Genomic DNA, 20,097 nt, shown 5'->3' with positions numbered 1-20,097 from the left:
GCGCCCTTAGAGGGCGGCTGCTTTTTTTATCGTTTTTTGATTTCTTCAAGTAAGATCTTGTTGACCATCGGCGGGTTGGCCTGTCCTTTTGAGGCTTTCATAATCTGCCCGACAAGGAAGCCGATCGCGCGGTCTTTTCCGTTTTTGAAGTCTTCAATTGACTGCGGGTTGCTGTCAAGCGCATCTGTTACCAGCTTCAGAAGCACGCTTTCGTCAGAAATCTGCACGAGGCCTTTTTCTTTGACGATTTTTTCTGCGTCGCCGCCTTTTTCAATTAATTCTTTAAAGACTTTCTTCGCGATTTTGGACGAGATGGTTCCTTTTTCAATCAGCTTAATCATGCCGGCAAGGCCTTCAGGAGTCAGTGCGACATCCTCAAGCTCTTTTTGTTCGGCGTTCAGGTAAGCTGAGACTTCACCCATCAGCCAGTTTGATGCCTGCTTGGCTTCTGCGCCTTTATTGACCGTTTCTTCGAAGAAATCAGCCATTTCTTTCGTCAGCGTCAGAACCATTGCGTCATAAGCAGGCAGGCCGAGCTCTTCGATATAACGCTTGCGGCGCTCGTCCGGAAGCTCAGGAATGGTTGCTCTTACGCGTTCTTTCCATTCGTCATCAATGTAGAGCTCGACAAGGTCAGGCTCAGGGAAATAACGATAGTCGTCCGAACCTTCTTTGACACGCATCAAAATGGTTTTTTTCGTCGCTTCATCGTAGCGGCGCGTCTCCTGCTGAATGACTCCGCCTGACAGAAGCACCTGCTCTTGGCGTTTTTCTTCATGCTCAAGTCCTTTTTGCACGAACGCGAAGGAGTTCAGGTTTTTCAGCTCCGTTTTTGTGCCGAATTTCTCCTGGCCGATCGGACGGAGGGAAATGTTGGCGTCACAGCGCAGTGAACCTTCTTCCATTTTACAGTCGGAAACACCTGTGTATTGAATAATTGATTTCAGCTTTTCGAGATATGCGTAAGCTTCCTCCGGTGTGCGGATATCCGGCTCAGATACAATCTCGACAAGCGGCGTGCCCTGGCGGTTGAAGTCAACGAGGGAATAGCCGTCGCCCGTATGCGTCAGCTTTCCCGCATCTTCTTCAAGGTGAAGACGGGTAATGCCGATTTTTTTCGTTTTTCCGCCGACTTCGATTTCGATCCAGCCGTTTTCGCCGATCGGCTTGTCAAATTGAGAAATTTGATATGCCTTCGGGTTGTCCGGATAAAAATAGTTTTTCCGGTCAAACTTCGTATCCGTTGCGATTTCACAGTTCAAAGCCATTGCGGCTTTCATCGCGAATTCAACCGCTTCTTTGTTCAAAACGGGCAGCACGCCGGGATAGCCGAGGTCGATGACGCTCGTTTGGGTATTCGCTTCCGCGCCGAATGGCGTCGGTGAGCTTGAGAAAATTTTAGATTTTGTTTTTAATTCCACATGGACTTCAAGTCCGATTACCGTTTCAAAGTTCACTTCATTTCACCCCTTACAGTTCAGGTTTCGCTTTATGATGATCTGTTGCCTGCTCAAAAGCATGAGCGACGCGGTATACAGTGCCTTCATCGAAGTGTTTTCCGATGATTTGCAATCCGAGCGGCAGCCCGTCCGCAAATCCGCACGGCACGCTGATTCCCGGCACACCCGCGAGGTTGACAGGGATCGTTAAAATATCGTTGGCGTACATTGTGAGCGGATCGCTGGTTTTTTCGCCGATTTTGAATGCCGGTGTCGGCGTTGTCGGTCCGACGATGACATCGTATTTCTCAAATACGTCTTCAAAATCTTTCTTAATAAGCGTGCGCACTTTTTGCGCTTTTTTGTAATATGCATCATAGTAGCCGGAGCTGAGCGCGAAGGTGCCGAGCATGATGCGGCGCTTCACTTCATTGCCGAAGCCTTCAGAGCGTGTCTGTTTATAAAGGTCGATCAGGTTGTCCGCATTGTCTGAGCGGTAGCCGTAGCGGATGCCGTCAAAGCGCGCAAGGTTTGCAGACGCTTCGGAAGAAGACAGCAGATAATACGTCGCAAGCGCGTATTTGCTGTGCGGCAGAGATACTTCTTCCCATGTCGCTCCGAGGTCTTCAAGCACTTTTAAAGCGGCTAAAACCGATTCTTTCGCTTCTTTGCCGACGCCTTCTCCGAGATATTCTTTCGGTACGGCGATTTTTAAGCCTTTAATATCGCCAGTTAATGAGGAAAGAAAATCCGGCACTTCGACATTGGCGCTCGTAGAGTCCATTTTGTCCGGGCCTGAAATCGCCTGAAGCAGGAATGCGTTATCTTCTACGGTTCTTGTGATCGGCCCGATCTGGTCCAGTGAAGACGCAAAAGCGACCAAACCGTAACGCGACACGCGTCCGTATGTAGGCTTTAATCCGACGACGCCGCAGAAAGAAGCCGGCTGGCGGATGGAGCCGCCCGTATCAGATCCGAGTGAAAACGGCACTTCGCCCGCGGCAACCGCAGCTGCGGAACCGCCGCTTGATCCGCCGGGAACCGTATTGAGATTCCAAGGGTTTTTCGTCGCTTTGTACGCGGAGTTTTCAGTAGAAGAACCCATTGCGAACTCGTCCATATTCAGCTTTCCGATCGTGACGGCTTCAGCGGCTTGAAGGCGCTCCACGACCGTCGCATCGTAAATCGGATCGAAGTTTTCGAGGATTTTGCTTGAGCATGTTGTGCGAAGCCCTTTGGTCACGATGTTGTCTTTGACGCCGATCGGCATTCCGAAGAGAAGACCGTGTTCAGACCGTCCGTCAACCGCTTCGTCAAGTTCTTTCGCGTAAGCGCGGGCTCTTTCTTCATCAAGCTGTAAAAACGCCTGCACCTTATCATCCACGGATGCGATCCGTTTGTAAGATTCATCAACAAGATCGGAAATCTTGATTTCTTTTTTATGTATCATTTGTTTCAGTTCTGTGATTTTGTGATCAAATAATGACATACTGTCTCCCTCCTTTAATCCAGAATAGATGGCACACGGACATAGCCGTCTTTATGATCGGGAGCATTTTTCATGACATCCTCGACCGGAAGGCCTTTACCCGCTTCATCTTCTCTCATTACGTTTTTCATTTTCAGCACGTGTGTTGTCGGTTCCACGTTATCCGTGTCCACTTCATTAAGCTCCTCTGCAAACGAGATGATGCTGTCAAGCTGTTCTGTGAACATTTCAGCTTCTTCATCCGTAATGGCGAGTCTCGCCAAATGAGCGACATGCTTTACTTCTTCTATAGAAATTCGTGACATAAGATCCACCTCCGCATAATTCTCCGTTTCGTCATATAATACTGATCATATCAAAAATGAGCCCTCTAAAGCAACAAAACGCCGCCTTCTGAGGCATGATGAAACCCTCTCTATTTTATCCTAAATCGGGGAGAAAGAGAAACGAATTATATGTCAGAAAATTTTTACTTTTATAATTTATTGGTAGCGTTTTCATCTCTAAGCTGTTCTATGTTGGCGGGGATTTTTTCCTTGAGCGGGCCAGGTTTCGAGAGTTGATTGATCGGGGATACTTTGTTAGGTTTAGTAACCATAGCCAGCACTAAATCATGCGATCCGCATGGAATGATGACTAAAGGCTGGATCGCCGGCGCATATTCCGGCACTACTAATCTGCAGAGGTGATGCAACATTTACATGAAAGAAGAGAGGGTCCAAAAACGTGAGTATTGAATTAATTATATCTCTTGGCATTTACTTTGCTGCCATGCTGTTAATCGGCTGGTACGCATTCAGGAAGACAACGAATATTAATGATTACATGCTGGGCGGAAGAGGACTAGGCCCGTTCGTAACGGCGCTGTCCGCAGGTGCGGCCGATATGAGCGCATGGATGCTGATGGGAGTTCCCGGCGCAATGTTCGCAACGGGGTTATCGACCTTATGGCTGGCGCTCGGTTTGACGATCGGCGCGTATTCAAATTATCTGCTGCTTGCTCCGAGGCTGCGCGCTTACACGGAAGTTGCGGATGATGCGATTACGATTCCCGATTTTTTCGATAAACGGTTCCGCCACTCGTCATCATTGCTGAAAATTGTTTCCGCCGTGATTATTATGATCTTTTTCACGCTGTACACATCGTCCGGGATGGTATCCGGAGGCAGGTTATTTGAATCGGCATTCGGCGCCGACTACAAATTCGGTTTGTTTTTAACGGCCGGTGTTGTTGTGCTTTACACGCTGTTTGGCGGTTTCCTCGCTGTCAGTCTGACTGACTTTGTACAGGGAGCGATCATGTTTGCGGCATTAGTGCTTGTGCCGATCGTTGCTTTTACCCAGCTCGGGAGCGTTTCAACGACGATTGATTCGATCAACGCCGTTAACCCGAAACTATTGGATATCTTTAAAGGCGCGAGCGTCATTAGCATTATTTCTTATTTGGCATGGGGACTCGGCTATTACGGCCAGCCTCATATCATCGTACGATTTATGGCGATTAAAGAAGTGAAAGATTTAAAACCCGCCCGCAGAATCGGGATGAGCTGGATGGTTATTTCAGTTGTCGGTTCATTGCTGACCGGGATTATCGGGGTTGCGTATTCTCATCACTTCGGGGTCTCCGTAAAAGATCCGGAAACGATTTTCATTATTTTTTCTAAAATCTTGTTCCATCCGCTGATTACGGGCTTCTTGCTGTCCGCAATTTTAGCGGCGATCATGAGTTCCATTTCCTCACAGCTTCTCGTAACGGCAAGCGCCATTACGGAAGATTTATACCGCGCCTTTTTCAGACGGGAAGCGAGCGATAAAGAATTGGTCATGACCGGACGCCTGTCGGTATTGATCGTGGCCGTTATCGCCATTTTGCTTTCCTTGAATCCGAACAGCACCATTCTTGATCTGGTCGGATATGCGTGGGCAGGCTTCGGTTCGGCTATCGGCCCGGCGCTCTTGCTCAGTCTGTACTGGAAACGGATGAATGAATGGGGAGCGCTTGCGGCGATGATTACCGGGGCCGCGGCCGTTTTAATCTGGATCACGACAGGGCTTGCCGCTTCAACCGGCGTATACGAAATCATTCCGGGGTTCTTCCTCAGTCTGATTGCCGGTATTGCCGTCAGCCTGCTGACCAAAAAACCGGCCGATGCTTCTTATCAGCTGTTCAGCCGGATGGAAGCTCTTTTGAAAAACAAGAAATAGACAAAAAGCCGTCAGATTTTATCCCTGACGGCTTTTTTCTTCCGCACTTGTCCTGCTATAAATACTGTGAGAAAATCATATCAATTTATTATAAGAAAAATTGCGGAGGTGCTGTGCAAATTGAGCTGGCCTATCGAACCAGACATTTTATTAAAGCTGGGCATTGCCACGCTGATCGGCATGATCATCGGTCTTGAACGCGAGCTGAAAAACAAACCGCTCGGCCTGAAAACCTGTATCGTCATCGCCGTCAGCTCCTGTATGCTGACGATCGTCAGCATTAATGCGGCATATCATTTCCCAAAATATTACCGTATCATGATGGATCCGCTCCGCCTTCCCGCCCAAATCATTTCCGGCGTCGGTTTTATCGGTGCGGGCGTGATCCTGCGCAAAAGCAATGACGTCATTTCCGGCCTGACGACATCGGCTATCATCTGGGGCGCAGCCGGGCTCGGTCTGGCTACAGGCGCCGGCTTTTATAAAGAGGCGTTCGCAAGCCTCTTGTTTATCCTGATCAGTGTCGAATTTCTTCCGTGGCTGATCAGAAAAATCGGTCCCAACCGCTTGAAGGAAAAGGATATCCGCGTGAGAATGTCTCTTTCCGATAAAGACAAAATGACCGAGATTTTAAAAGAAATGAAAAGCAAACAGCTCCGCATTCACTCCGTCCGGATTGATGATCTGGGTGAAAAAGAATTTCCGATTATGGAAGTGAAAGTCAGTGTTCACAAAAACCGCTACACCACTGACGTCTATTATGATATTAAAGAAATTCAGGGTGTCGTCGGAGTGAAGTGTGATACGCTATAAAAAAACGCCGGGCTGGATTCAGCCGGCGTTTTTCTATTTATACGAATGCAGAAAAGTTATACACCGTAATCGGGGTTTCGTTTTCGATATCGCGCCTGAAGGTTTTCAGCATCTCACGTTCCTCGTCCCCGAGTGCATTGAGGTCAAACGCCTGATGCAATAATCCGTAGATCAGCATATGGCGCAGCCGGAGAAAATCCGGGATGTGTTCAAGCCAGGCGGGGTCAAGGTCATTTTCTTCCCTGTAGCCTTTCATAAAGTGTGTCATGAATTCACCCGTAAACGCGGCCTTGTCTTCATACGGGATGACCGGATACCACAACATGTTGTACAGCAGAATACTGATATCATTCACAAACCAATTGTAGCCGGTATCATCAAAATCAAATGCAGTGATTTTACCGTTGTCCCAATTGAAATTGCCGTGGTGCAGATCGGCGTGCACAAGGCCGTAGTTTTCAGGATTCTTCGGCAAACGGCGCAGTTTTTCCATTAGAGCATCCGCCCGCTCAAATACGAGATGCTGATCTGCGGGCACGTATTTTCTCAGCTTCAGCTGCTCCTCTTCATCCCATTCCTGCCTTTTAAATGCCGGGTCGCTCAGACGGTAGCTTTTCGTCAGCCGGTGCATGTTCCCCGTGTACTTTCCAAGCTCATAAAACAGAGTTCCGTTCCAGTCTGATTGCTCCACTTTGCGTCCGGGCGCTTTTTCATAGACTCTTACTAAAAATGCTCCGCCTTTTCCATCCGGCACTTCTTCGACATCTTTGCCATTTAATGAAGGAATCGGTTTCGCTGCTGAAAGCCCGCCCTTTGCCAGATGATGAAGCCATTCCATTTCTCCGAGAATATATTCCGGTGTTCTTCTGATCGTATGCGTAATTTTTAAGATATAAGGTTCGTTATCTTTCACAATTTCATATACGTAGTTCTCTGCGTCCGCGATAAATTGAAACTTGGTAAAGCCGTATATTTCACCTGCTTCAGCGAGCACCTTCTCTTCCTCAAAAATCGCTTTAATATCTTTATGCATGCTGATTCACCCTTTTCATAACGTTTGTAGGCGGTGTGTGTACTCAGCAAATGTCATTCATCAACATTCCTGCCCTTCTTTTTTCACAGCAGATTCGTAACATCCGCTTAGAAATGAAATGTGTTTTCCTGTTAATTCCTAATTATACAAATATCTTAACATACCTCATTCCTCGCTCCAACGATATTCACAATAAAAAACCCTTGCTCATACAGAAATGAACAAGGGCATCTTGGTTAATCGTAAATATGGACGGTCGGTTCTTTGTCACCCGCATTGCGGACGATCAGCGCTTCCTGTCCGTCAGACGAGGTAATGTTAATTTCGACATCAACTGAGCTTTTTGAATAATAATCCATCAGCTCACCTGTTAAGTATTGGGTAAAGGCGATAACTTCGCTTTTCCCGTAAAATTGCATCGGGATTTCAATCTTCATTTTTCTCATTTCATCGTTTTCGTACATTGCCGTTCCGACGACTCCGGTGTAATTCGGGAAGTAGCTGTCGATGGCGTTTTTGAAGCGTTTAAACACTTCGGAATCATCAGGGTATTTCTTTGCCGTGTCTGTATCCGCCGGATAGAAGACGTACTTTTCTTTGACATCATCCCAGTTTGAAATGGTGGATGAGCCGGCCTTGACTTCTGTTTTCGCAATGTAATTCCCCGGTACGATTGATGTTTTCGGCGCTTGTTTATAAAGGGCGACGGTAATCGGCACATTTTTCAGGTTATCCATTTTCCGGAGGCGGTTAACGACTTCCTGGGCGATTTCTTCACCGTGGCTGCGGATCGTTTTGTCGCTGAGCTCCACTTCCTGCTGCGGATCACCTGTGTTTTCGCGGTAATAGTAAACAGAGTTGAGAGCGAGACCGATCATGACACCGCCAAGCTGGATGGAATTTTTATCTTTTCTTACTAAGTAATCCTGTTCAAGCATAGACGCTAAGTAAATCGGGCTGTTTTCATTTTTCTCTTTTGCCGATCCCGAGCTTGGCAGCACCGGGTTTAAGCCGAGATTCTGAAAATTGGCATCTGCCTTTTTCGCCTTTTTCAGATCACTGCCCTCTTTTTTGCGGTCAAGCCAGCTGAGTACCGTGTCCTCATCTAAATACTGGCCTTCCTGATACAAATAGTCATCCGTCGGGAACGTGTCTTGAGCGAGCCGCATCAGACCCGTCTCGAATTCATCGATGTCCAGCCTCGTGTTCAGCCGGTCCGCGGTCAGGCCGCGCGCTTTTCCGGCCTTAAACGGAAGCACCATTTTATAGTAGGAATCAGAGATATTATATTTCGGTATGATCGCTTTTTCAGAAGACTTTGCCGTTTTCTGCGTGATCTCTTCCTCTTTGTTCCCCCCGAAACTCGGCGAACAGGCCGACAGCATGAGTACTGCCGCCGTTGCCGTCGCCGCCAATGCCAACATCTTTTTCAATAGAAAACACTCCTCTTATTTCTTTAGCTCTCCCAATAGCTGTGCTTCATTCCATACTTCAATGTTTAATTCCTGCGCTTTTGTCAGCTTGCTTCCGGCCGCTTCTCCGGCAATCAGCAAGTCTGTTTTTTTGCTGACAGATCCCGTCAGCTTTCCGCCGAGCGCTTCAATCTGCGCCTTGGCTTCATTTCTGGACAGCTCTTCAAGCTTTCCGGTTAACACGATGGTTTTGCCGGCAAAATAAGAGTCGCTGTCCTCCGCTTTTACTTTTTTCGGGCCTTTGTAGAGTGTGTTCACACCGAGTTCCTCAAGTTCATTCAATAGCTCAACCATTTCTTCTTTACGGAAATAGGTGACAACGGCATCGGCCATCTTTTCGCCGATTTCATCTACCGCAAGCAGCTCTTCTTCCGTGGCTTGTTTCAGATTTTCCAGGCTTTCAAAATGCATGGCGAGTGTTTTGGCCGCTTTTGAGCCGATAAAACGGATGCCGAGACCGAACAGCAGGCGTTCCAGCGAATTCTCTTTCGACTTTTGGATGGAGCTGATCAGATTGTCAGTTGATTTTTCCCCCATCCGCTCAAGCCGGATGACCTGCTCTTTCGTCAGCTTATACAAATCAGCGACATTACGGACGAGATGTTCACGGAAAAGCTGTGTGATGACACGTTCTCCGAGTCCGTCAATATTCATCGCGTTGCGTGAGACAAAGTGAATCAGGCCTTCTCTGATCTGCGCCGGACATTCCGGATTGATGCAGCGCAGCGCGACTTCCCCTTCAATGCGGACAAGTTCGCTCTCGCACTCAGGGCAGCTGGTAGGCATATTGAATTCTTTTTCTTCCCCGGTCCGCTGTTCGATTAAGACATTGACGACCTCAGGGATGATGTCGCCCGCTTTTTTGACGACCACTTTATCGAGAATGCGGATATCCTTCTCTTTAATTAAATCTTCGTTATGAAGGGATGCTCTTGAGACCGTCGTTCCCGCGACTTTTACCGGTTCCAGAACGGCGGTCGGCGTAATGACGCCCGTTCTTCCGACATTCAGTTCGATATCGAGCAGTTTTGTCACGACCTCTTCCGCCGGGAATTTATAAGCAATCGCCCAGCGCGGGCTTTTTGCCGTATACCCGAGTTCTTCCTGTTGATCGAGCGAATCGACTTTGATGACGATCCCGTCAATTTCATACGGGAGATCGGCCCGCTTCGCCTGCAGCTCTTCGATCATTTCAATGACTTCATCTATCGTGGCGCATTTTTTCCGTTCCTGATTTGTTTTAAAACCGAGCTCATCCAGAAAATCCAGGCCCTGACTCTGTGTTTCCACACCCATTTCGTCAAGCTCCGCTATACTGTAGACGAAGATGTCAAGATTTCGTTTCGCTGCAATTTTCGGATCGAGCTGTCTGAGTGAGCCCGCAGCCGCGTTCCGGGGATTGGCGAACGGCTCCTCTTCATGTTTCAGCCTTTCTTCATTGAGGGCTTCAAATGACTGTTTCGGCATGTACGCCTCTCCGCGCACTTCTATGGAAAGATTCCGTTTCATTTTCAGCGGAATGTTGCGGATCGTTTTTAAGTTTTCCGTGATATCTTCGCCCGTCGTTCCGTCTCCTCTTGTCGCGCCTCTGACGAAATAGCCGTCTTCATAACGGAGAGAAACAGCAAGACCGTCTATTTTCAGCTCCACGTTATAAGCGACGCCGGCACCGACAGCCTGACGGACGCGGCGGTCAAAATCGCGGAGATCATCATCGTTAAATGCGTTGCCGAGACTGAGCATCGGCGTGCCGTGCTGCACCTTTTGAAACGATTCAAGCACCGCTCCCCCGACCCGCTGTGTGGGCGAATCAGGCATTCTGAGCTCCGGGTGCTCTTCCTCTATGGCAATCAGCTCCTGCATCAGTCTGTCGTACTCGGAATCCGGCACGCTCGGTTCATCTAAGGTGTAATATTCATAACTGTACTGATCGATGGTGCGGCGCAATTCTTCTGCCCGGTGTTTCGCTGTTTCTTTGTCCATCATGTTCTTCCTTTCCTCTTCAGGTTACTGCTTTTCAATCGGCGCAAAAGCGGCAAGCAGACGCTTCACGCCGACTGGGCTCGGGAATGCAATATCAAGCTCGGTGCTTTCGCCTTCTCCTTTTACGCTGACAACCGTTCCGGTTCCCCATTTTTTATGTCCCGCTTTATCGCCGACCGCCCAGCTGAGCGAGTCGCCGCCTGTTTTGTTCGCATAGGAAACGGGACGGGATACGGGCCCGCGTTTTGGCTGCACTTTTCTTCCCGGCTGCATGCGAGGTGTTTTCTTCTCATTTAGGTTCTCCAATAAATCGCCAGGTATTTCCCTGATAAAGCGGGATTCCGGATTCATATTGGTGCGGCCGAATAAGGTGCGCATTTTGGCATTCGTTAAATACAGTTCTTCTTCCGCCCTCGTAATGCCTACATATGCGAGCCTGCGTTCTTCTTCCATCTCGGCTTCTTCCATCAGGGAGCGGCTGTGCGGGAACACGCCTTCTTCCATGCCCATTAAGAACACGACAGGAAATTCAAGCCCCTTAGCGGCGTGCAGTGTCATTAAAGTGACGGCATCCTTTCCGCCTGATTCCTCTTCCTTCTGGTCGAGCTGGTCAATATCCGCAATCAGCGCCAAATCAGTCAGAAACGCGACGAGAGACTTGTCTTCGCTTTTTTGTTCGAAGTTTTTCGTCACGGAAAGAAACTCGTCGATATTTTCAAGGCGGCTTTGGGCTTCGATTGATTTTTCGGCCTTCAGCATTTCTCTGTATTCCGTTTTCTCGAGAATTTCTTCCGTGAGTTCTGTAATGGACAGGTAATCCTGCATGTTCGTCAGATTTTCAATCATCGCGCCAAAGCCGTCAAGCGCGTTTGCCGCTTTCGCGCTGACGCCGATGAAATCAACCTGTTTGACCGCCTGGAACATTGACATTCCGTTCATCGCCGCATATGAAGCGATTTTTTCTAGTGAAGTTGCGCCGACGCCCCGCTTCGGCACATTGACGATCCGCGTAAAACTGATGTCGTCGTCCGGGTTTGACACAAGGCGCAGGTATGCGAGAATGTCTTTAATTTCTTTCCTGTCGTAGAACTTGGTTCCGCCGACGATATTGTAGTTCAGTCCGGATTTTAAAAGGGTTTCCTCAATGACGCGCGACTGGGCGTTTGTCCGGTATAAAATCGCGATATCGGAAAGCTTCCGCCGGCCCGAACTGTTCAGCTCATAAATTTTGCCCGCGACGAATTGGCCTTCGCCGAATTCATTGTCGCCGCTGTAATAAGAAAGCTTGATGCCTTCGTCATTTTCCGTCCACAGGTTTTTCGGCTTGCGGTTTGAGTTGTTTTTGATCACTTCGTTAGCCGCCTGCAGAATCCGCTTTGTTGAGCGGTAGTTTTGCTCGAGCAGAATCACGTTTGCGCTCGGATAATCTTTTTCAAAGGAAAGGATATTCGCGATATCCGCCCCGCGCCATCTGTAAATGGACTGGTCGGAGTCACCGACGACGCAGATATTTTCAAGACGGGCCGCAAGCTGCTTCACAAGCAGGTATTGCGCCCTGTTCGTATCCTGATACTCGTCTACGTGAATGTACTGGAATTTGCGCTGATAAAACTCAAGCACTTCCGGCACACGCTCGAAAAGCTTAATCGTCGTCATGATTAAATCATCAAAATCGAGCGATTGGTTTTTCAGCAGTTTTTTCTGATAATCGGTATACACGTCACTCGTGACCTGATCGTAGTAGCCGCCGGCCGTTTTTGCGAATTCCTCAGGTTCGATCAGCTCGTTTTTTGCGCTGCTGATGGAGCCTAAAATACTTCTCGGATCAAACTTTTTCGGATCGATATTCCGCTCTTTCAGAATCCCTTTAATAACGGAAAGCTGATCAGCCGTATCAAGAATGGAGAAATTTCGGTTGATGCCGATTCTGTCAATATCCCTGCGCAGAATCCGCACGCACATGCTGTGGAAGGTGGATATCCAGATTTCATCCGCGCCGGGTCCGAGAATGCTCTCCACCCGCTCCTTCATTTCTCTGGCTGCTTTATTTGTAAATGTAATCGCCAGAATGTTCCACGGCGCCACGTGTTTTTCCGCCATTAAGTATGCGATTCTGTGCGTCAGCACACGTGTTTTTCCGCTTCCCGCGCCCGCCATCAGAAGCAGCGGACCGTCCGTCGTCTTGACCGCTTCCTGCTGAACGGGATTTAATCCGCTTAATAATTGATTGCTAATGTAATTCATATCCGTTCACCGCCTATCAAACATATGTTCTATCATAAATCAATTTCGTCCGCTTGGCTACTTTGTCTTTACAGCCGCCACTGTTTTAAGCGCCTGATCAAAATCTTCATATACGGCATTTCCGACAACGATGACATCGGCATGACGGCCGAACCGTTCCGCCGTTTCCGCGTCTTTAATGCCGCCTCCGTAAAACAGGACGGACTTGTCCAGCACAGCCTTCGTTTTCTCCACCGTTTCTATGTCCGCCAGCATCCCGCTGTATTCCAGATAAAAAATCGGGAGATGAAGCAAATGTTCCGCGACCCGCGCATAGGCGAGAATATCTTCTGTTTCTATATGTGTATCCGCCTCCGTCAAAGCGGCCGCCTTACAATCAGGATTGACGATGCAGTAGCCCTCCGTCACGATTTCCTCCATTGACATGAGCTCTCCGTATTCTTTCATCGCCTGATGATGCATGCCGACAATCCAGTCCGCCTTTTTGCTGTTGAGCACACTCGGAATGAAATAAAGATCAAACCCGGGCACAATGGAATCAATCGTCGACACCTCAAGTACGCACGGCACTAAAAACCGCCGCACCTTTGACATCAGTCTCAGCACATTGTCCTCGGTGATATTGTCGCTTCCTCCGATCACAATGGCGTCAGTCCCTGATTCACAAAGCCGTTCCAGCTGTTCATCCGGTAAATCTTTATTCGGATCGAGTTTAAAAACATGCTTCCACTCGTTAACATCGTACATGCGTTTTCGTTCCTCCATTCGTTTCTTGCCATTTAAACATTATAACAAATTCGTTTGGCCCGGAAAAACGGAAAAAGACGTCATTCACCTGATTCACAAAAAAAGATTGCGCTCCGCCGGACGGGAAACGGCTATGTTTGAAAACAGACAATATGTGGAATGTCAAAGAGAAAAAAGACAAGGAGTCTGATCTCAATGGAACAAGCCATTATCGTACTGATTTGTATATTGATCTTTATTATTTTAGTTCCCGCCGCATTGTTTCTCTGGATATACATAAGAGACGAAAAGCAGGAAGAACATTCAGTGCTGCGCAATTATCCCGTAGCGGGAAAACTGCGCTATATATTTGAAAAAATCGGACCAGAGCTGCGGCAGTATTTATTCAGCAATGATAACGAAGAACAGCCGTTTTCCCGGAGAGAATATGAACAGACGGTCATGTCGGGAAAGTATAAAAGCAGAATGATGGGCTTCGGCTCAGAACGAGATTTCGATCAGCCGGGCTATTATATCCGTAACGCCCTCTTCCCAAAACAAAGGGAGGAGCTGCGCGCAGATCAGACGCCGAAGATCGACACGATGATATACAAAATTGACAAAGACAACCTGCTGAAACGCAGCGAACACCGCGAAAAAGCAAAGGCGGACCCTTATTACCTGCATCCGGACGATGTGCAAGTGATCGGCCGCGATACATGCAAGAAGCCGTTTTATGTGAAAGGGCTAATCGGACAATCAGCGATGAGCTACGGCTCACTTGGCGACCGGGCAATTACCGCCCTGTCAAAAGGGCTGCACCAGGCCGGCGGCACATGGATGAATACAGGCGAAGGCGGCCTGTCTGAGTATCACCTGAAAGGCGGCGCGGATATTATCTGCCAAATCGGCCCCGGGCTGTTCGGCGTCCGCACTGAAGATGGAGAATTTTCGTGGGAAGAATTTAAGAAAAAAAGCCGCCTCGAGCAGATTAAAGCCTTTGAATTAAAGCTTGCGCAAGGGGCGAAAGCAAGAGGCGGGCATATTGACGGTTCAAAGGTGACCGAAGAAATTGCCGCCATCAGAAATGTGCAGCCCGGACAATCCATTGACAGCCCAAACCGCTTCAACGAGTTCTCAAATGTTCCGGACATGCTTGATTTCATTGAGAAATTAAGGACTGTCGGAGAAAAACCGGTCGGCATCAAAATTGTCCCGGGCAGCCGCAAAGACCTTGAAGACCTTATTTCCTGTATGAGTTCCTCAGGCAAACATCCCGACTTTATTACGATTGACGGCAGTGAAGGGGGAACGGGAGCTTCTTTCCATGAGCTGGCGGATTCCGTCGGCCTGCCGATTCTGACCGGCCTCCCCCTTGTTGACGGCCTTTTGAAGACATACGGGATAAGAGATAAGCTGAAAATTTTCGCATCCGGAAAGCTGCTCACTCCGGATAAGATTGCCGTTGCCCTCGCGTTAGGCGCGGATTTTGTCAATATTGCCCGGGGAATGATGTTTTCAGTCGGCTGTATCCGCGCTCAAGTATGCCACACCAATCATTGTCCTGTCGGAGTGGCGACAACCGATCCAAAACTTCAGCGCGCGCTCAGTATCGAGGATAAACAGCACCGCGTCTGCAACTACGTGCTCTCGTTGCGTGAAGGGCTGTTTCACCTAGCCGCGGCGGCGGGCATCAGCTCGCCGGTTCATTTCTCAGCTGAACACATCGTATACCGGGAGGAAGACGGAAGCCTGAGGGAACTTCCCGGCCTTTTGAATCAGCACGCATAAAAAAAACCGCCTGCCGTCATCGGCAGAGCGGTTTTTTACGTAGCTGAGGAGGATTCTCCTTTGTTTACGCGGTCAAGCGCCATTTCATAGGCGTCGTTTCCGTAATTTAAGCAGCGCTTCACCCGGGAAATCGTCGCTGTGGAAGCACCCGTTTCGCTTTCAATTTTGTGATACGTATTTCCTTCGCGGAGCATTCTTGCCACTTCCAAACGCTGCGCCAGCGATTGGATTTCATTAATCGTACAAAGATCGTCAAAGAAACGATAGCATTCCTCCAGATCTTTCAGCGATAAAATAGATAAAAATAACTGGTCCAGTTCTTTTCCGCGTAATTTATCGATTTGCATCGTCAAACACCTTCTCCTTTACTAATGGAAGCTGCATCGAGATCAGGCACGATATTAATCCATGTCTTTCCTGGCACAAACGGAAGAATCTCACCGCCTTTTACGGGCAGAATACGGCCGTCTTTATATTCCCAGTCTGACTCCATAACATCGCCGTGCTGAAGCAGGAGGCCCTTCCCCCCTGACTGAATATCGATGGCCCGCCTTCCATCTTTGTCTGTCATGCGATGGCCGGCTTCAACAATAAAAATGTTGTGCATGGCTAAAGGCTTTCCGGTCTCCCGGTCTGTCGCTTTCACACCATCAGAGCTTCTTGTATAAGCATCAGCTTTTTTATCATAATCGTATTCGACAAGATTTGTAATGTTTTGTGTTCCATAATCTATCCGAATATTGTAGGTTTCGTTTCCGGGTTTTGCATCTGATGTCTGAAATGGGAGCGGTTCTGTTTTTCCGTTCAGCTTGTATCCTTTTTGTTCCGCCGCCTTCCTGATATTGTCATACGACGTGTAGGAATTGTGGGGCGGCTTGCTGAAATCGGCTCTCCAAAACAGGCTTCCGTCAAAATCCAAACCGTTTATATAATCGTAAGCTCCGGACTCCAGCTGCTTTTTTGCGCCGGGACTCCAGCCATGATGGACAAATATGCTGTTAAACCCGCTGCTGAGCGTGACAAAATATTCCCTCGCGCTCCGCACAGGCCCGACCGTTTCCGGCATCTCACTTTGAAAAATCGCGAGAAACCGCGTAATCCGGCCCTCCGCAAGCGCCTCGATGACAACATCCGCCTTTGACAGCCCGGATTGGGGCCTCGCCTTCGGATGATTGTTCACTGCGACTGCAATCGGACGGCGTTCTGCAAGCTTCTGCTCAGTTTTCAGCCCCGTTAAAGGAGCTTCCGCTTCTTTCGGCTGCACCTGATCGGCATTGTTCTGCCGGCAGGCGGCAAGCAGCAAAAACGCAAAACAAAGCATACAAACGGTTTTCCATCTTTTCATATGTCGGCTCCCTGCTTTTATATTTTAACGCATTATCGATGGAAAGAGTACAGTTTTTTTCATCACGTCGAATATTCCTCTCGGCGTAATGCGGATATAAGGCAGGTGTGTGCTCTGCAAAAAGAGCAGCGTATAGATCGGATCGCAGAATCGGTAGCCCCGCTCCTCCAGCAGCGTCCTCAGTTTTTGCTCTTTCTCAAGCACTTCTTCATAATTCTCCGCGGATGCAGAACCGTTTAAGGCGAGGGGAATCTCATGCAGAATCTTCCCGTTTTCGGCAAGCACGATTCCGCCGCCGATTTCTTTTATCCGTGAGAAAGCGAGCAGGATATCTTCCTTATTTTTTCCGGCAGCGATAATATCTCCTGTTGTCGTGTAGGAACTGACAAAGCCCTGCACCCGATCGGCAAAACCTTTCAGCATTGTATTAACCCGCCATTTTCCATGCTTATCGAGAAGCGTGAGATAGCATTCATCATGATCAAAAGAAAGCTGGTCAACAGAATTATCAATCGCAATCATATACGGCTCCATAATGACCGCGTTGCGCATGGACACACCCATCGGCATTGAAAACTGTAAATCATCCATCGTCATATCATATGAAAGCTCAAGAGGGACAAGACCGCCCTTTTTCCAATTCGTTTCTGTAAACGCATTCATATTTCGGCCGTCTTCCCTCACCAGGATACCTTTGGAGATCACCGTGACCGGGTCAGGATTCATCGGGTCATCGAGAATGTTCAATGAAGCAAGCCGGCCCGGACCGATCACACCGAGAAAGTCGTCCATCTGATAATACTTCGCGATATTAAAGGAGGCCATATTGTAGGCATCAATCGCCGGAACCCCTTCCTCCAAAGCGATTTTGATTAATTCATTCGTCATGCCGCCTTTATAAAAATGCGGCGTCGCTCCATCCGTCGTGTAAAAGAAATGATCATAATGCCGGAAGCCTTTTTGATGGAGATCCTGCAAAATCGTTCTCAAATCAGGGCGGATGGATGAATGTCTGAGCGAAACATAGTAGCCCAATTCAAGCCGTCTCATTACCTCGCCACCATTCATCGCCTCGTGGTCGGAATCAGCTCCGAACAGTTTCATCTTCGTCAGTGTTTTTTCAGAGGCTCCGGGAAAATGCCCTTCTATCCGCTTGCGCAGTTTCTTTGTCGCCTGCATGCAATGAAGCATCAGGTCATCGCCGTCCATGAGGCGCGGCCATCCGGTCAATTCTCCGCCTTGAATGACATCCGGGTGCTCAATCCATTGCTTTCGGACATCAAAAGAAAGAAGCTGATCCTCATTCAGCACTTCAGTCTGCAGATCATATCTGGACCACCAGAAATATTGCACCGGCTGTTTTTTCAGTTCCTCCAATATAGTAAGCGCTTTCTTTTTACCGCTGTGCAAAAGAAAAAACAAGTTATCATTAACAAACGTCGTTGTTCCGAATTGAGACACATATTCAGCGAGCGTTTGGGGATTATATATTTGAAAAGGATGTGTATGCGGTTCAATGTAACCTGGCACAATGTATTTTCCTTCACAATTTATGGTATGAATGTGCTCAGCTGCATCAGGAAGCTCATCACCAACATATACAATTCGGTCTCCGTAAATCCAGACGTTCTTTTTCAGCCATTGTTTTAAAAAAGGATTTAATACGAGAGCATCCCGTAAAAGTAGCGTTGGAAGCAGCTTTGAGTCTACAACATCCGCCTGTGATCTGATGTCTTTATTTTTCCAGTTAAAGGTACGTTCGGACATTCACATACTCTCCTTCGCTTATATTAGACCCATCGTATCACATCCGCACAATTATCGCACGGCTAAAACGTTACAAATTATTGAAGATGAATGAAAAACTTTTTCTAAGGGAGCTGAAATGATGAAACCGAATATCAGTTTATTAAATGCCGTTATGCGTATCACTTGCGGCCTCACCATTTTGTCTGCTGCTTCAGCGAAATACACGAGAAAACCTTGGTGCAAGATGCATCTCTTCTGTATGATAATGGGCGCGATGAAAGCGGCGTCCGGCATCCTCCGCTTCTGCCCGGTGACATATATGTTCCAAACCGGAATGAATCAGGATGACAGCCATCAGCAAGAAAAATAACAAGCCGTTTCGGCTTGTTATTTAATTTCTCCTGTCCCGCGAGTCTGAGAAGAATCCGTCTATACGCCTTCATCGATGACTGGCAAGCCGATAACCTAGGCCGTCCTCAGCTTACGTAAAAAACCCCGCAGCTCGGGTGCTGCGGGGTTCTGCTTTCTATCGTTGAGAAGCTTTCAGCGCACGGGCGCCGATATCGCTTCTGTAAAACAGTCCGGGTTTTGTCAGCCCTGAAACGGCGCTGTACACTTTATCTCTCGCCGCTTCAAATGTCTCAGCAAATGCGGTGACATTGGCGACCCGGCCGCCGTTTGTGACAAATTGACCGCCTTCTTTTTTCGTTCCGGCATGAAAAACGGCGATCCCGTCTTCAGCGGATGCCAAACTGCCGATCGGCGTGCCTTTCGCATAGCCTTCCGGATAGCCCTCGGAAGCCAGTACGACGCTGACGGCGGCGGTATCCTTCCACCTTAGGTCAACATCCTTCTCATGCAGAAGATCTAAGAGCACCTGAATGAGGTCAGATTCCATTCTCGGCACGACAACCTGTGTTTCCGGATCTCCGAAGCGCGCGTTGAATTCAATGACTTTTGATCCGTTTTCCGTCAAAATCAGCCCCGCGTACAGCACGCCCGTGAAGGAGCGTCCCTCTTTCACCATTGCTTTTGCCGCCGGCTTCACAATCGTTTCGACTGCGCTTCTGACGATATCATCGGAAATGTGCGGCACCGGTGAGTAGGCGCCCATTCCGCCCGTATTCGGCCCTTTGTCTCCATCGAAGGCGCGTTTATGATCTTGAGCGATTACCATCGGATAGACGGTCTCCCCTTTTACAAACGCCATTAAAGAAAATTCTTCGCCGGCGAGGAACTCTTCAATGACCACAGATGCGCTCGCCTCGCCGAATTTCTCATCTTCAAGAAAATCGTGCAGGCATTCAATCGCTTCTTCTTCCGTCATCGCGACCGTGACACCTTTTCCGGCGGCAAGCCCGTCCGCTTTAATGACAATCGGCGCGCCTTTTTGCTGCACATATGCTTTCGCCTCTTCAAATGAAGTAAACGTCTCATATTCCGCCGTCGGAATGCCGTATTTTTTCATTAAATCCTTGGCAAACTGTTTGCTTCCTTCAATGATTGCCGCTTTTTCAGACGGTCCGAAAACAAGCAGTCCGGCCTTTTCAAACTCGTCCGCTATTCCTTCAATCAGAGGAACTTCAGGGCCGATAATCGTCAGCCCGACATGATGTTCTTTCGCAAACGCAATGAGTGCGGCATGATCGCTTTCTTCAATGTTGGCCAGCGTCGCGCAGTCTGCCATACCGTCATTTCCGGGCGCGGCGTACACCGTGTCAACAAGCGGGCTTTGCGCCGCTTTCCAAGCCAATGTATGCTCTCTGCCGCCTTTTCCGATAATCAATACATTCACGCTTCGTTCCCCC

General features: G+C 48.5%; 16 protein-coding genes. 4 read left to right on the top strand and 12 right to left on the bottom strand.

The window, feature by feature from the left end:
- Positions 1-26 precede the first annotated feature (26 nt).
- The 3 genes from gatB to gatC are packed head-to-tail and all read right to left on the bottom strand — an operon-like array spanning position 27 to position 3,233.
- Positions 27-1,457 carry an Asp-tRNA(Asn)/Glu-tRNA(Gln) amidotransferase subunit GatB gene (gene gatB / locus U2H13_RS03640; protein ID WP_003155730.1) on the bottom strand — a complete coding sequence of 477 codons (1,431 nt, stop codon included), beginning with the start codon at positions 1,455-1,457 and terminating at the stop codon, positions 27-29.
- Positions 1,458-1,470: 13 nt separating this feature from the next.
- Positions 1,471-2,928 (bottom strand): Asp-tRNA(Asn)/Glu-tRNA(Gln) amidotransferase subunit GatA, encoded by a 1,458-nt coding sequence (gatA, locus tag U2H13_RS03635; protein WP_014417119.1) that lies wholly within the window; start codon positions 2,926-2,928, stop codon positions 1,471-1,473.
- A gap of 14 nt (positions 2,929-2,942) precedes the next feature.
- Positions 2,943-3,233 (bottom strand): Asp-tRNA(Asn)/Glu-tRNA(Gln) amidotransferase subunit GatC, encoded by a 291-nt coding sequence (gene gatC, locus U2H13_RS03630; RefSeq protein ID WP_003155732.1) that lies wholly within the window; start codon positions 3,231-3,233, stop codon positions 2,943-2,945.
- 421 nt (positions 3,234-3,654) lie between these two features.
- Between gatC and putP the strand changes: the two genes are divergently transcribed.
- Positions 3,655-5,133 (top strand): sodium/proline symporter PutP, encoded by a 1,479-nt coding sequence (gene putP / locus U2H13_RS03625; RefSeq protein ID WP_014417118.1) that lies wholly within the window; start codon positions 3,655-3,657, stop codon positions 5,131-5,133.
- 120 nt (positions 5,134-5,253) lie between these two features.
- Positions 5,254-5,946, top strand: a complete 693-nt coding sequence (locus U2H13_RS03620; RefSeq protein ID WP_003155735.1) for an MgtC/SapB family protein — start codon at positions 5,254-5,256, stop codon at positions 5,944-5,946.
- Positions 5,947-5,983: 37 nt separating this feature from the next.
- Here the strand turns inward: U2H13_RS03620 and U2H13_RS03615 are convergent, their stop codons facing one another.
- The 5 genes from U2H13_RS03615 to U2H13_RS03595 form a co-directional block, all read right to left on the bottom strand.
- A complete protein-coding gene (locus U2H13_RS03615) occupies positions 5,984-6,979 on the bottom strand; it encodes a phosphotransferase enzyme family protein (protein ID WP_121984692.1) in 996 nt (331 codons plus the stop codon).
- A 236-nt stretch (positions 6,980-7,215) separates the two neighbouring features.
- Complete coding sequence (locus U2H13_RS03610; protein WP_014417115.1) at positions 7,216-8,412, bottom strand: CamS family sex pheromone protein; 1,197 nt, start codon at positions 8,410-8,412, stop codon at positions 7,216-7,218.
- 15 nt (positions 8,413-8,427) lie between these two features.
- Complete coding sequence (gene ligA / locus U2H13_RS03605) at positions 8,428-10,434, bottom strand: NAD-dependent DNA ligase LigA (protein WP_121984691.1); 2,007 nt, start codon at positions 10,432-10,434, stop codon at positions 8,428-8,430.
- Positions 10,435-10,458: 24 nt separating this feature from the next.
- Positions 10,459-12,678, bottom strand: coding sequence for a DNA helicase PcrA (gene pcrA / locus U2H13_RS03600; protein ID WP_022552708.1), 2,220 nt, complete (start codon positions 12,676-12,678; stop codon positions 10,459-10,461).
- Between the two features lie 57 nt (positions 12,679-12,735).
- Positions 12,736-13,425, bottom strand: a complete 690-nt coding sequence (locus tag U2H13_RS03595; RefSeq protein WP_003155740.1) for a heptaprenylglyceryl phosphate synthase — start codon at positions 13,423-13,425, stop codon at positions 12,736-12,738.
- Positions 13,426-13,620: 195 nt separating this feature from the next.
- Between U2H13_RS03595 and U2H13_RS03590 the strand changes: the two genes are divergently transcribed.
- The gene (locus tag U2H13_RS03590) at positions 13,621-15,195 is read left to right on the top strand and encodes an FMN-binding glutamate synthase family protein (RefSeq protein ID WP_038461247.1); all 1,575 of its coding nucleotides are present in this window, start codon (positions 13,621-13,623) and stop codon (positions 15,193-15,195) included.
- A 35-nt stretch (positions 15,196-15,230) separates the two neighbouring features.
- On the opposite strand, the gene U2H13_RS03585 is transcribed toward U2H13_RS03590, so the two are convergent.
- The 3 genes from U2H13_RS03585 to U2H13_RS03575 are packed head-to-tail and all read right to left on the bottom strand — an operon-like array spanning position 15,231 to position 18,307.
- A complete protein-coding gene (locus tag U2H13_RS03585; RefSeq protein WP_003155745.1) occupies positions 15,231-15,542 on the bottom strand; it encodes a YerC/YecD family TrpR-related protein in 312 nt (103 codons plus the stop codon).
- 2 nt (positions 15,543-15,544) lie between these two features.
- Positions 15,545-16,540 carry a DUF3048 domain-containing protein gene (locus U2H13_RS03580; RefSeq protein WP_017419031.1) on the bottom strand — a complete coding sequence of 332 codons (996 nt, stop codon included), beginning with the start codon at positions 16,538-16,540 and terminating at the stop codon, positions 15,545-15,547.
- Positions 16,541-16,564: 24 nt separating this feature from the next.
- Positions 16,565-18,307, bottom strand: a complete 1,743-nt coding sequence (locus U2H13_RS03575) for an adenine deaminase (protein ID WP_285002110.1) — start codon at positions 18,305-18,307, stop codon at positions 16,565-16,567.
- A 121-nt stretch (positions 18,308-18,428) separates the two neighbouring features.
- Here U2H13_RS03575 and U2H13_RS03570 point away from each other — a divergent pair, with 121 nt between their 5' ends.
- Entirely contained in the window at positions 18,429-18,659 is a 231-nt protein-coding gene (locus U2H13_RS03570) for a DUF2892 domain-containing protein (protein WP_032872536.1), read from the top strand.
- Positions 18,660-18,815: 156 nt separating this feature from the next.
- Here U2H13_RS03570 and purD read toward each other — a convergent pair whose 3' ends face one another.
- A complete protein-coding gene (gene purD, locus U2H13_RS03565) occupies positions 18,816-20,084 on the bottom strand; it encodes a phosphoribosylamine--glycine ligase (protein ID WP_094296461.1) in 1,269 nt (422 codons plus the stop codon).
- Positions 20,085-20,097: the final 13 nt, after the last annotated feature.

The sequence above is a fragment of the Bacillus sp. A1 genome (genome assembly GCF_042296235.1).
GTDB lineage: Bacteria > Bacillota > Bacilli > Bacillales > Bacillaceae > Bacillus > Bacillus velezensis.
Note: the sequence above shows the minus strand (reverse complement) of the source record. Positions and strands in the feature narration are given on the sequence as shown.